The sequence below is a fragment of the Soehngenia longivitae genome, from assembly GCF_004684055.1.
GTDB classification, from domain to species: Bacteria; Bacillota; Clostridia; order Tissierellales; family Tissierellaceae; genus Soehngenia; species Soehngenia longivitae.
In genome coordinates, this window is the sequence record NZ_SRIB01000005.1 from 37,432 (window position 1) to 50,113 (window position 12,682).

Below are 12,682 nucleotides of genomic sequence, written 5' to 3' on the forward strand. Positions count from 1 at the left end.
GTTTTTAATTATACTCTTTATTCATTTGTAATAATATACTATAATAATAGTAAGTCAAGAGGTGGATGATGAAAAAATTTCTTTTTAAGTTTGACGACTATTTTATCAATATATTCAATAAAAGAATCAAAAACAGCTATTTTGATAAGATCATGTTTTATAGCACAAATATCGGAGGAGCTATATCTAGTACAATTATATCTATTACATTGATATTGTTCGGAGATGAAGAAATTAGATTCTTTGGCTTTGAACTTTTAGTAGCAATTGTGTTTAGCCAATTTTTTGTGCAAATTTTTAAAAGAACACTTGGCAGACAACGGCCATATAAAGTATTAGATGATATAAATACTTTTGGAATCGATATGAAAGATTATTCTTTTCCGTCAGGGCACACTACTGCTAGCTTTTGCATGGCTACAATCATTTCAATTAATTATCCACAATTATTGACTTTTGCAATACTGTTTGCTTTTTTAATTGGAATAAGTAGAATCTACCTAGGGGTTCATTTTCCATCAGATGTGTTGGCTGGAGCTATGTTAGGAGTGGTTAGCGCTTTTATTGTGCACTATTATTTTCAATGGCCAGTGCAATTATTACATAATATATTTACAATGATAGAATTATAAAATTGAGGGGGATTATTATGAACATGATGAATTTTTTAAAGACTCGTAAATCAACAAGAGAATTTAAGAATAAACAACTAGCGGAGAATGATTACAAAAAAGTTGATGAAATTATTTCGGAAATAAATTTTGAAGCTCAGCAATATTTAATTAAAATGAAATTATATGAAAATGGGGAAAACATCTTTCAAAATCTTAAAGGAATTGCAGGATATTCAGGGGTTATGATTGAAAGCCCTCATTATGTTGCATTAGAGAACGAACCGATCAAGCCAGTATCTATGATATATAGTGGTTATTTCATGGAAAAACTCATTACAGAGTTAAACAATTTAGGAATTGGAACTTGCTGGATAAGTTTAAGCAATGTCAATTCTGAATTAAAGAAGAAAGTTTTTGGGGAAGGCTCAGAAAGGTTAAATTATTTATTAGCAATAGGGTACCCAAAACCTAAGAGTCCTTTTGCCGAAGAGCATTTTAGTGAAAGAATCGGAGTAGAAGAAATGGTCTATATAGACAACTTCGAAAAAAATGTCAACATCGATGAGCTAGAGAATCGCGGATTAGGGGATTTGTTTTTCTACGTTAGATTTGCACCATCTACATTAAACAAACAACCATGGAGATTTATATTGCATGATGGCTATATTGAGCTACTATTGATCGATGATGGGAATATTAGTTATATAGATGCTGGTATTATAATGTACTATTTCGAAGAATTAGCAAAAATTCAAGGGATGAACAGCCAGTGGGAGCTTGTTTTAGAGCAAATTGAACATAAGAATGTAAAATATATTATTGTTGGGAAATATAAAATTTAGAAAAATTTGTAATTTATAAAAGGAATGGAAAATGGAAGTTAAAGCAAAAAATTATTTTTTATTAGCAGAAAGGTCATATCTAGATGGAGATAAAGAAAAGGCGGTTTTTTTCTATAATAAAGCAATAGAATTTATTTCAGATGATAATGATAAAGCCATGGCATATTTTAATATTGGAGTTGTAAAAAATGAGATGGGATTAATATCAGAATCAATATTAGCTTTGGAAAAAGCTATAGGTATTAATCCCAATTATACTGATGCTCTTAAGTATTTAGGTATTTTATATGAGGAAATAGGTGATTATAAAAAAGCATTAGACAATTATAAAAAAATACTTTTATATAATGGTGACGATGTAGATGTTCTATATAATCATGCTAGATTATCTGATTTACTAGGAGATGAGGAGTTAGCACTAAGTGAATATTTTAAAATTTTAGAATTAGAAGAAGATAATATATATGTTTTAAACAATATTGGCTCTATATACGAGGGACGAAAAGATTATGATAAAAGTCTATATTACCTTAAAAAAAGTTTAGAAGCTTCTTCCGAATATTATTTATCACATTTTAACATAGCGGTTGTGTATAAGGAAATTAAAAAAACTGATTTTGCAGTCAAACATTATAATATTGCAAAAGAATTAAATCCAAATTACGATAAGATATATTTAAATTTATCGGAGATTTATATTGAAGCAAAAAAATATGAAGACGCTATTTCAGTACTTTCTGAAGGAATTATTTTCAATTCAAATGCCTCAGATCTATATTATAATAGAGCATGCTGTTATGCAATCTTAAAAAATTATGAGAAAGCGATAAGCGACTTATATATAGCAACAGAGATAGACAAAGGCTTATATTATTGGATAATCGCCGATAACGATTTTGAATTAATGAGAAAGACGGATCTTTATAAGAAATTTATAAATGAAATAAGCGATGTGAAGAAAGGATAGTAAAATGATAACAATTAAGACACAAGAAGAAATTATGAAAATGAAAAAAGCGGGTGAAATTTTAGCAGATGTTCATAGAAAATTATCTACGATGATAAAACCAGGAGTTTCTACCTTAGAATTGGATCGTTTTGTAGAAGAATATTTGATCAGCATTGGTGCATTTCCTGAGCAAAAGGGATATAGGGGTTTCCCTTATTCAATATGTGCATCTGTCAATGATGAGATATGTCATGGATTTCCAAGAAAAGAACCATTAAAAGAAGGAGACATAGTTACAATAGATATGGTTGTAAAATATGATGGCTACCTAGCTGATTCAGCATGGTCTTATGCTGTGGGGCAAGTATCAGAAAAAGCCAAAAATCTTTTAGATGTCACGAAAGAAGCGCTGTATATAGGAATAGAACAAGCTGTTGTTGGAAATAGATTAGGAGATATTGGATATGCAATTCAAACTTTTGTTGAATCAAATGGATACTCTGTTGTAAGAGATTTTGTAGGTCATGGTATAGGTAAACAAATGCATGAAGACCCACAAGTGCCTCATTATGGAAAGCCAAACAGAGGGATTAGATTAACTGAAGGAATGGTAATAACTATTGAGCCTATGGTCAATGAAGGTGTGTATTCAATAAAAATAGATGACAATGAATGGACAGCAAGAACATTAGATGGCAAATTGTCAGCTCAATATGAACATACTATCGCAATCATGAAAGATGGGCCAATGATTTTAACCAATCAAGATTTATAGATTTTAAGCTCCAGCAAATATCAAAATAGGCAGGAGCTTAAAATTTCATTTTACCGTTGTGGAGGGAAGAATGGCAAAAGATATTAAATTAACTGAAGGAAATATTATTAAAACCCTTACAAAGTTAGCAATTCCAATAATGGGAACTTCATTTATACAGATGGCATATAATCTTACAGATGTCATGTGGTTAGGTAGGCTTAGCACTAAGGCAGTAGCAGCAGCAGGCACAGCAGGTTTTTTCTTGTGGCTTGCAAACTCGCTAGTTCTAATCACACAAGTTGGGTTAGGAGTAAATGTAGCTCAAAATATAGGGAAAGGCGATACAAATAAAGCGAAGGAATACATAAACACTGGCTTTCAAACTGGCATTATTATAGCAGCTATTTACGCTACCATTTTAACAATATTTAATAAAGAACTTATTTCATTTTTTAATTTAAAAGAGTTAGATGTAATACATATGAGTGAATCTTATTTAAGAATAATAGGAATGGGTATTATTTTTCATTTATTGAACCCAATATTTTCAGTTTCACTTAATAGTTCTGGAAATAGCGTAACTCCGTTTAGAACTAATGCAGTTGGGCTTTTATTTAACATAATAATTGATCCAATGCTCATTTTTGGAATAGGGCCCTTCCCGAAAATGGGGATACAAGGAGCTGCAGTGGCTACAATATTATCTCAATTTATTGTCACAATAGGCTTTGTAGTTGCTGGAAAGAGGAATGATCTTATTTACTCACATGTAAAAATATTAAAAAAGATCGATCTTACTAAATCTATAAATATAATAAAACTCGGACTACCACCTGCAACTCAAAATACAGTGCATGCTTTTGTAAGTATGATAATAACTAGAATAATTGCAAAATTTGGGGCTTTACCAATTGCAGTGATGACAGTTGGATCACAAATAGAATCTCTTTCATGGACTACTTCTGACGGATTTTCTGCGGCCTTGTCGGCATTTGTTGGGCAAAATTACGGAGCAAAGAAGTATCATAGAGTGAAAGAAGGATATCATAAAGGTATTCGAGTTCTAACAGGATTTGGGTTAGCAGTTTCTTTACTATTTATATTGATTCCTGAATCTATTTTTAGCATATTTACACCTGAGGACGCATTGGCAATAAAAGCTGGTGGCTCTTATTTAAGAATATTAGGTCTATCTCAAGCATTTATGAGTCTTGAAATAGGAACTGCTGGATCCTTCAATGGATTAGGGAGAACTTTACCTCCAACAATTGTCGGGACAACATTAAATATTTTAAGAGTACCAGCAGCAATTATTTTATCGAGTACAGCGTTAGGAGTTGAAGGTGTTTGGTGGGCAATAAGTATGTCAAGTGTTTTAAAGGGTATAATTCTATATATAATGATAACTTTGGAATTTAGAAAAGACATATATCACACTACTCTTCGTTGAGCAATAACATCAGCACCAGTATTTAAAACATTTTTGATTACGATAGTTCCTTTTTCTACTGGGGCTTCAACTTTAGTATTTTCTATCAGCTTAATTACATCTGCTATAAGATAAGAAGGTATTGCACGTGTTGTCCTAACAGGGATTTTTGACATTTTCCCATTAGTAAGGATTGCTCTTGCAGTCACTATTTTGGATTCTTCTGCAGAATTTAATTTTGCATAGGAAAGGCCTTTAGAACACTTATAACCATTGTATTTGATGTGTTCATCGTCTTTTGTAATTTCGATAGTGCAATTGTTTTTACAACCTTGGCATGAGAATAATTTGTTCATTTTATACACCTCGATTATAATTATAGCATAAATATAGCCCTATTCAATAATGAGGAGGAGCAAAAGGATGATAAGAAATAGCGATATATTTGTTAGACTTATTTTGGCAGCTATAGTTGGAGGCCTTATAGGAATGGAAAGGGAAGCTAGCAATAGACCTGCTGGGTTTAGAACACATATATTAGTAAGCGTTGGTTCAACATTAATGATGTTAGTATCAATCAATGGTGCAACTGATGGAGCTGATTCAACAAGAATTGCTGCACAAGTTGTAAGCGGAATTGGGTTTCTAGGTGCAGGTACAATTTTAAGAAATGGAAATACAATTAAGGGGCTAACGACCGCTGCTAGTTTATGGGTGTGTGCAGGTATTGGATTAGCAATAGGTCAGGGGTTTTACTTTGCGGCGATCGTGACAAGTATAATCGCTTTGTTATCTTTAATTTATTTAGGAAAATTAGAAAAAACAATATTGTCTGATGCTTATAGTCAACTCACTATAATAAGCAGAGAAAGAAATGGCTTAATTGGAGAAATAGGGACTGTATTAGGTAAAAACAATATCACAATTAAAAATATAGAAATTAGCGAAATTAAGAAATTAGAATCGGGAGATAGCATTATAGAAATGAATTTTTCTATAAAAAGACCTGTTGGGTCAAATGACTTTGAATTTATACAAATGCTAAGTATGATAGAGGGTATAAATTCAGTTGAAATAGATGGTAAAGATATTGGAGTTAAAAAATAACTACAGAATAATTTAGTGTGGAGGTAATAGCATTGCATCAATATAAAGGAAAGTTAATTATTCATACAGGCTCTATGTTTTCAGGGAAAACTTCGTCATTGGAAAAAGATGTCAAAAGGTTTAATATTGCTGGATATAAAACAGTTGCTTTTAAACCAACAGTAGATACGAGATTTAAGAGTTCTGATATAATTTCACATGATGAGATGAGCATTGAAGCTATTTTAGTTGAAAATATAGAGAATATAAAAATATATTGCGAGAATAGTAATCCGGAAGTAATAGCTATAGATGAGATTCAATTTTTAGAGGGGGAAATAAAAGATATCATAGATACTATTACTGAATTTTTATCAAGGGATATAACGGTAATTGTAGCTGGACTTGATGTAGACTTTGAAGGCAAACCATTTGAAATCGTAAAAGAATTGATGCCAATTGCAGATTATCTGACAAAACATCATGCTGTGTGTGTAAAGTGTGGTAGCGATGCTTGGATTAGTCACAGAAAGACCAAAGATAAAGAAAGAGTAGTCATAGGAGCATCGAGAGAATATGAGCCACTTTGTAGAAGCTGCTACTTAAAAGAAAAAAAAGAAGAAGATGCTATCATAAATAAAAACCAAGTTACATTATTATAAAAGGGTTGATTTTTTCAACCCTTTTAAAAATTCAAACCCTCTTTGTGTAATCCGATGCTGAGTACTATTCCTACACAGACTAAATTTATCAATTGAAAAGTACCACCATAACTCATAAATGGTAGGGGAATTCCTGTAATAGGCATAAGCCCAATTGTCATTCCTACATTTTGGAAAATGTGAAAGAACATCAGAGATGCTATTCCTGTAATTACCAATGAAGCAAAAGTATCTGTTGTATTTTTAGCGATTTTTATCATTCTCATTAACATTATGAAGTAAAGTAGCAATAATATTGCTCCTCCAATAAAACCAAGCTCTTCTACAAGCACAGCAAAGATAAAATCAGTTTGTTTTTCTGGAAGATAGTTTAATTGAGTCTGTGTACCATTAAACAGTCCTCTGCCAAATATCTTTCCGCTACCTATAGCAATTTTACTTTGCAATGCTTGGTAGCCAGTGTTGGAAGCATCTCTTTCAGGGTTTATAAAGTTTAGAATTCTCTCTTTTTGATAGTTATCCATTTGTAGCCAGACAATCGGTAAACTTAGTATTCCAGCACCTAATGCTACTAAGTAGTACTTTATCCTTAGACCAGCCACAAATAACATTACAGCAGTAAAAAAAACAAATACTATAGCTGTACCTAAATCAGGCTGCCTTAAAATAAGAGCAACTGGTACAAATGCAAAAATTAAGACTTTTGCTAAAACCTTTGGAGAATTTATATTTTCTTTATTTTTATCAATTATTTTTGCTAATGAGATAATGATCCCTAACTTAGCAAATTCGGCAGGTTGAAATCCAAATGATCCTATGTAAAGCCAAGATCTTGAACCCCATTGTTCATCTCCTACTCCTACAAGTAAAACAGCAACTAATAAACCAATTGACAAAATATAAATTGGGATGTATAGTTTTTCTAAAATCTGGTAGTCAAAGAATATAAGGACTAATATTGCTATCAATCCAATAATTGTTGATATGGCTTGAGTTTCAACATATCTAGTGCTATTTAAGCTTAAAGTAGCTGAATATATCATAACTATTCCATAGATAGACAATAGAATAGTTGTAACTAACAACACGAAGTCAAATTTCTTAAAGGATTTTTTATTTAAGTTAATAATCATTAAATCTACCCCTTTTCCACTGATATTATAACATATTTAATTTGAATCTGATAGCATGATTTAAGTGTAACAATTAATAGTAGGTGATAGAATGAAAGTTGAATTAATAAAAAATTTAGCATTAGAATTAGGCCTAGATTTAATAGGATTTACAGATATAACCCCTTTAAACAGGATTAAAAATAAGCTTAAGGATAGAGTTGATAAGAAACTCAACACAGAATTTGAGGCTAGTGATTTACAAAAGAGAATAGATCCAAAGAAAATCATGGGGGAAGCAAATAGCATAATTGTAGTTGGTTTTCCTTACTTCTATGCAAATTTTAATGGAAATGACAGTAAGGATAGACTCTTTGGTAAGCTATCTAGATCATCTTGGGGGATGGATTATCATCTAGTGATTAAAAAATATTTGCAAAAGTTAGTGGATGAATTATCACAATATGAAAAATTTGATTACTCGATAATAACGGATACTTCACCATTAGTAGATAGAGAAATTGCTTATAAAGCCGGTATAGGCTATTACGGAAAAAATACGAGCATAATTAACCAGACTTACGGTTCATTTATTTTTATAGGATATATACTTACAGATCTGTATTTAGACAAATACAATTCTCCAATAGAATCACAATGTGGAGAATGTGATATTTGTATGAGAAGCTGTCCAGGAAAAGCTATTGAAGAACCATATAAACTGAATCCAAAAAAATGTATTTCATATCTTACTCAAACGAAAAAGTACTTAGACGAAGAGGAAAGTAAAAAAATGGGTATAAATATCTATGGATGTGACATATGTCAGATGGTATGCCCTAAAAATAAAAATATAAAAGAATCCACTTTCGATGAATTCAAACCATATAAAACAAATGGAGTAGTATATATTAAAGAGATCTTAATTATGAGCAACGAAGAGTTCAAAAATAAATATGGTGATATGGCGGGAAGTTGGAGAGGCAAAAATGTATTAGTAAGAAATGCAATCATTGCGCTAGAAAATATCGGATATATAGATGATGAAATAGTTGAATATCTAATGGAGAACAAGTCGGAACTTTTAAAGCCATATATTGCTAGATATATAACAAAATTTTCATCTAAATAGATTAGTAATATGATATAATTCTATTGTAAATTTAAAATTTGGAGGGATATAAGTGTCGAATGTACATGAGTTGAACTTTTTAAAAGAGAAGATTCAGGAATTAAAAGATCAAGGAGTCTATAGAAAATTACCCGTTTTAGATTCTCCTACAGGCCCTGAAGTTATTTTGAATGGGAAAAGAGTTATTAACTTATCCTCTAACAACTATCTTGGGTTTGCGAACCATGAAAGGCTTAGAAAAGCAGCGATAAAAGCTGTTGAAGAATACGGTGCGGGATCAGGCGCTGTAAGAACGATAATTGGAAATATGAAGATTCATGAGGATTTAGAAAAAATACTTTCAGAATTCAAAAGGGAAGAGGCTGTATTTGTCTATCAATCTGGTTTTAATTGCAACGCAGGAACAATACAGGCAATCACTGAAGAAGGAGATATAATTATTTCAGATGAGTTGAATCACGCTTCAATAATAGATGGTTCTAGGCTATCTAAAGCTGATAGAGCGATATATAAACATTCTGACATGGATAGCTTAGAAAAAGTATTAAAAGAGAGTAGAAAAAAATACAAAAATATACTTGTCATAACCGATGGAGTATTTAGCATGGATGGGGACATTGCTAAACTGCCTGAAATAGTTGAATTAGCTGAAAAGTATGATGCAATGACATATGTAGATGATGCGCATGGGTCAGGTGTATTAGGTGAAAGTGGAAGGGGAACTGTAGATCATTTTAAACTTCACAACAGAGTGGATTTTTCTATTGGAACATTATCAAAAGCAATTGGTTCTGTTGGTGGGTACGTAGCAGGTTCCCAAACTATGTATGAATGGTTAAGCCATAGAGCTAGACCTGCACTTTTCTCAACCTCATTGCCTCCAGCAGCAGTCGGGGCATCAATTGAAGCTATAAAAATGTTGATGGAATCAACTGAATATACAGATAAACTCTGGGATAATGCAAAGTATTTCAAGGAAAAGATGAGCCAATCAGGATTTGATATAGGAAACAGCCAAACTCCAATTACACCTGTTATAATTGGAGAAGAGGGAAAGACAATGGAATTTTCCAGAAAACTACTTGAAAATGGTGTATTCGTATCAGGAATTGTATTTCCAACTGTTCCTAAGAATACAGGCAGAGTTAGATGTATGGTTACAGCAGCTCATTCCAAAGAACAACTGGATATTGCTGTTGAGGTATTTAATAAAGTTGGTAGAGAGATGGGGCTTATATAAGGTAATTAAGGGGAGATTAATCTTCCCTTAATTTTTAATAAAGGTGATATTATGATCGTAGGTTGTTGTGAAATTGAATTATATATATATGAGTCATATTCATTGAAGGACAAGAGAATGGTAATAAAAAGTATAATAGAAAAAATGAAACGCAGATATAATATTTCTATATCGGAAGTTGGAGATAACGATATATGGAACAAATCATCTATAGCCTTTTGCACTGTGTCTAATGGCATGACTAATGTTAATAAAATAATTCAAGAATGTATTGATTTTTTGGAGTTAGATGATAGGATAGAAATAATTAATAGCGTTATAAATTATTATTAATAGGAGTATTAAATTTAAATGAACAAAAAATTATCAAAAAAAGATGCACTAGAAGTGCTTACTATATTAGAAAAAACATATCCAAATGCGAAAGCTCAATTGAATTTTAGCAATGAATTTGAGCTTTTAATAGCGACAATACTCTCTGCGCAGTGCACAGATGTAAGAGTGAATAAAACCACAGATGTGTTATTTAAAGAATTAAAAACCCCCAGAGACTATGTGAATCTAGGAGAAGAAAAATTAGCGGAGAAAATAAAAAGTTGTGGATTAGCAAATAATAAATCTAAGAATATTATAAATGCATGTATCATGCTAGAGGAGAACTACGATGGGAAAGTGCCAGATAGTTTTGATGAATTAATTAAATTACCTGGGGTTGGAAGAAAAACAGCAAATGTAGTGTTGAGTAATGCTTTTGATATTCCAGCAATCGCTGTCGATACACATGTTTTTAGAGTATCAAATAGAATTGGGCTAGCTAATAGTTCAACTGTAGAAGGCACAGAGAAAGATCTTATGGGGATAATTCCAAAAGAAAGATGGAGTAAAGCTCATCACCTTCTCATATTTCACGGAAGAAATATTTGCAAGGCTAGAAATCCTTCATGCTATGAATGCTCTATAAATAGTAAATGTTTATATTACAAAAATAATGTATTGAATTTGAGAAAATAAAAGGGGAAGAATTTATGAAAAGAAGCATGAAATTAGCTTTGACATTTACTTTGAGTATAATATTAATTGCACTAATTTTTTATTTTTATATTGATAATAAGCTAAATAGTGGATATTTTTATGAAGGTGTACATGTAGATGGTATTGAGCTATCGGATTATAGCAAAGAGGAAGCAGTTAAACTATTAGAGGGGAAAAAGCAAAAAGAAATTGAATCGCAAAAAATGACAATATTATCAGAAAGAAATAATGAATTTGAATATATATTGCCATTAAAAGATTTAGGATATGATTATAACTATGAAAAGGCAGTTGATGAGGCTCACAATGTCGGCAGAGAAGGTAGTTTTATTGATAGACTAAAATTCATTAATAATCTAAAGAAAAATCCAGTAAATATTGAATTAATGTACTATTATGATCCAAATCTCATTGATAAACATATTGATGAGATAAGTAAAATGTTGTATGAAGAACCAAAAAATGCATCTCTTAAATTTGACGGAGAAAATTTTCATATAACTGATGAAGTAATTGGATATGAAGTGAATAAAGTTAAATTAAAATCAATGATAGAGTCAAATATTGGTCAATTAGATGACATATATGTACCTTATGAGAAATTAGAGCCAGAAATTACTAAAAAACTATATAATAAGGTTAATGGGCTACTTGCTCATTTCTCAACTAGTTTTAAATCTAGTGCAAGTGGAAGGATAAATAATATAGTATTGTCGGCAAATTCTTTTAAAGGGAAAATTGTTTTGCCTGGAGAAGTAGTTTCATATAATGAAACAACAGGGCCAAGGAGCTCAAAAAATGGGTATGAGGATGCACCGGTAATAGTAAATGGGGAGCTGACGCCTGGTATAGGAGGAGGAGTCTGTCAAACATCTACGACTTTATATAACACACTTTTACTGGCGGATTTAGAGATTTTGGAGCGCCATCCTCATTCAATTCCACCTGCTTACGTTCCAAAAGGAACTGATGCAGCAGTTGCTGGAATTTACTATGATTTAGTATTTAAAAACAATTTCGATTTTCCTATTTACATTGATACAAAGATAATAGATAAAACAGTTCATTTCTATATTTATGGTGATGCTGCAAATAGAAATTACGAGATAAAAATAGGCACAGAATTAATTGAGACTATACCATATAAGACTGTAGAAAAACTAAATGATAATCTTGAACCAGGGACAAGAAACTTACTACAAGAGGGAAGAAATGGCTATAAAGTTGCGACTTATAAATATAAGATTGTTAATGGAAAAGTAATTGAAAAGACAAAAATATCATCAGATTACTATAAAGAAAAAGATTATATCTACGAAGTAGGGCCTGAAAAAGAAGATCCACAAGAAGTAGAAATCACTGATTAAAATAATAAGTGTTCTTGGTGTAAAATAATTGTTGGACAAAAAAATTGAGAGTAAATTTCCTTATATATAGGATAGAAGGAAGATGGCTTAAAATATATGCTTAGAATTTTTATTTTTAATTGTTTTCCAACAATTAATTGACACAATTTTAAGTATTGAATAGGATTGATAAAAATCAATTAATTTGTTATCATATATATGACAATTTAATAAAATTTAGGTATCTTTTAGATTTAAAAGGGAAAATGGTGTAAATCCATTACAGCCCCCGCTACTGTGAATGCTGACGAAATCAACATTATGCCACTGGGAAACTGGGAAGGCGTTGAGAGTAGAATGAAGCATAAGTCAGGATATCTGCCTAAATTTATTAGCCTCGGAGGGAGGGATGTGTATAAGTTTTTTTGTGCTTACCTCCATGGTAAGCTTTTTTATGTTCATTAATTAGATCAAGGAGGGT

General features: G+C 31.4%; 14 protein-coding genes and 1 riboswitch. Of the genes, 12 read left to right on the forward strand and 2 right to left on the reverse strand.

The features are described 5' to 3' along the window. Positions 1-68 precede the first annotated feature (68 nt). The 5 genes from E4100_RS04640 to E4100_RS04660 all read left to right on the forward strand — a co-directional run bounded on the left by E4100_RS04640 (position 69) and on the right by E4100_RS04660 (position 4,612). Positions 69-632: a phosphatase PAP2 family protein gene (locus tag E4100_RS04640; protein ID WP_167792077.1), complete on the forward strand. Its 564-nt coding sequence runs from the start codon at positions 69-71 to the stop codon at positions 630-632. Between the two features lie 17 nt (positions 633-649). Beyond that, positions 650-1,456, forward strand: coding sequence for a nitroreductase family protein (locus E4100_RS04645; protein ID WP_135270880.1), 807 nt, complete (start codon positions 650-652; stop codon positions 1,454-1,456). A 31-nt stretch (positions 1,457-1,487) separates the two neighbouring features. Further along, positions 1,488-2,423, forward strand: a complete 936-nt coding sequence (locus tag E4100_RS04650; RefSeq protein ID WP_135270881.1) for a tetratricopeptide repeat protein — start codon at positions 1,488-1,490, stop codon at positions 2,421-2,423. A gap of 4 nt (positions 2,424-2,427) precedes the next feature. Beyond that, the gene (gene map, locus E4100_RS04655) at positions 2,428-3,180 is read left to right on the forward strand and encodes a type I methionyl aminopeptidase (protein ID WP_135270882.1); all 753 of its coding nucleotides are present in this window, start codon (positions 2,428-2,430) and stop codon (positions 3,178-3,180) included. A gap of 70 nt (positions 3,181-3,250) precedes the next feature. Beyond that, entirely contained in the window at positions 3,251-4,612 is a 1,362-nt protein-coding gene (locus E4100_RS04660; RefSeq protein WP_135270883.1) for an MATE family efflux transporter, read from the forward strand. Here E4100_RS04660 and E4100_RS04665 read toward each other — a convergent pair. Beyond that, a complete protein-coding gene (locus tag E4100_RS04665) occupies positions 4,594-4,947 on the reverse strand; it encodes a DUF1667 domain-containing protein (protein ID WP_135270884.1) in 354 nt (117 codons plus the stop codon). The two genes, E4100_RS04660 and E4100_RS04665, sit on opposite strands and share 19 nt — an antisense overlap. A 67-nt stretch (positions 4,948-5,014) precedes the next feature. On the opposite strand from E4100_RS04665, the gene E4100_RS04670 reads away from it, so the two are divergent. Both E4100_RS04670 and E4100_RS04675 read left to right on the forward strand, forming a co-directional pair. Next, positions 5,015-5,698, forward strand: a complete 684-nt coding sequence (locus tag E4100_RS04670; protein ID WP_135270885.1) for an MgtC/SapB family protein — start codon at positions 5,015-5,017, stop codon at positions 5,696-5,698. A gap of 32 nt (positions 5,699-5,730) precedes the next feature. After that, positions 5,731-6,339, forward strand: a complete 609-nt coding sequence (locus tag E4100_RS04675; protein ID WP_135270886.1) for a thymidine kinase — start codon at positions 5,731-5,733, stop codon at positions 6,337-6,339. A 23-nt stretch (positions 6,340-6,362) separates the two neighbouring features. On the opposite strand, the gene rodA is transcribed toward E4100_RS04675, so the two are convergent. Then, positions 6,363-7,472 carry a rod shape-determining protein RodA gene (gene rodA, locus E4100_RS04680; RefSeq protein ID WP_245196359.1) on the reverse strand — a complete coding sequence of 370 codons (1,110 nt, stop codon included), beginning with the start codon at positions 7,470-7,472 and terminating at the stop codon, positions 6,363-6,365. 91 nt (positions 7,473-7,563) lie between these two features. On the opposite strand from rodA, the gene queG reads away from it, so the two are divergent. Genes queG through E4100_RS04705 form a run of 5 tightly spaced genes read left to right on the forward strand, consistent with a single transcriptional unit; the run spans position 7,564 to position 12,222 of the window. Then, positions 7,564-8,583: a tRNA epoxyqueuosine(34) reductase QueG gene (gene queG / locus E4100_RS04685; protein ID WP_135270887.1), complete on the forward strand. Its 1,020-nt coding sequence runs from the start codon at positions 7,564-7,566 to the stop codon at positions 8,581-8,583. 52 nt (positions 8,584-8,635) lie between these two features. After that, positions 8,636-9,823, forward strand: a complete 1,188-nt coding sequence (locus E4100_RS04690; RefSeq protein WP_135270888.1) for a glycine C-acetyltransferase — start codon at positions 8,636-8,638, stop codon at positions 9,821-9,823. A gap of 51 nt (positions 9,824-9,874) precedes the next feature. Beyond that, complete coding sequence (locus E4100_RS04695) at positions 9,875-10,156, forward strand: DUF503 domain-containing protein (RefSeq protein WP_135270889.1); 282 nt, start codon at positions 9,875-9,877, stop codon at positions 10,154-10,156. Between the two features lie 18 nt (positions 10,157-10,174). After that, entirely contained in the window at positions 10,175-10,834 is a 660-nt protein-coding gene (nth, locus tag E4100_RS04700) for an endonuclease III (RefSeq protein ID WP_135270890.1), read from the forward strand. A 14-nt stretch (positions 10,835-10,848) separates the two neighbouring features. Continuing rightward, complete coding sequence (locus tag E4100_RS04705) at positions 10,849-12,222, forward strand: VanW family protein (protein ID WP_135270891.1); 1,374 nt, start codon at positions 10,849-10,851, stop codon at positions 12,220-12,222. A gap of 201 nt (positions 12,223-12,423) precedes the next feature. After that, positions 12,424-12,601: riboswitch (cobalamin riboswitch) on the forward strand. Positions 12,602-12,682: the final 81 nt, after the last annotated feature.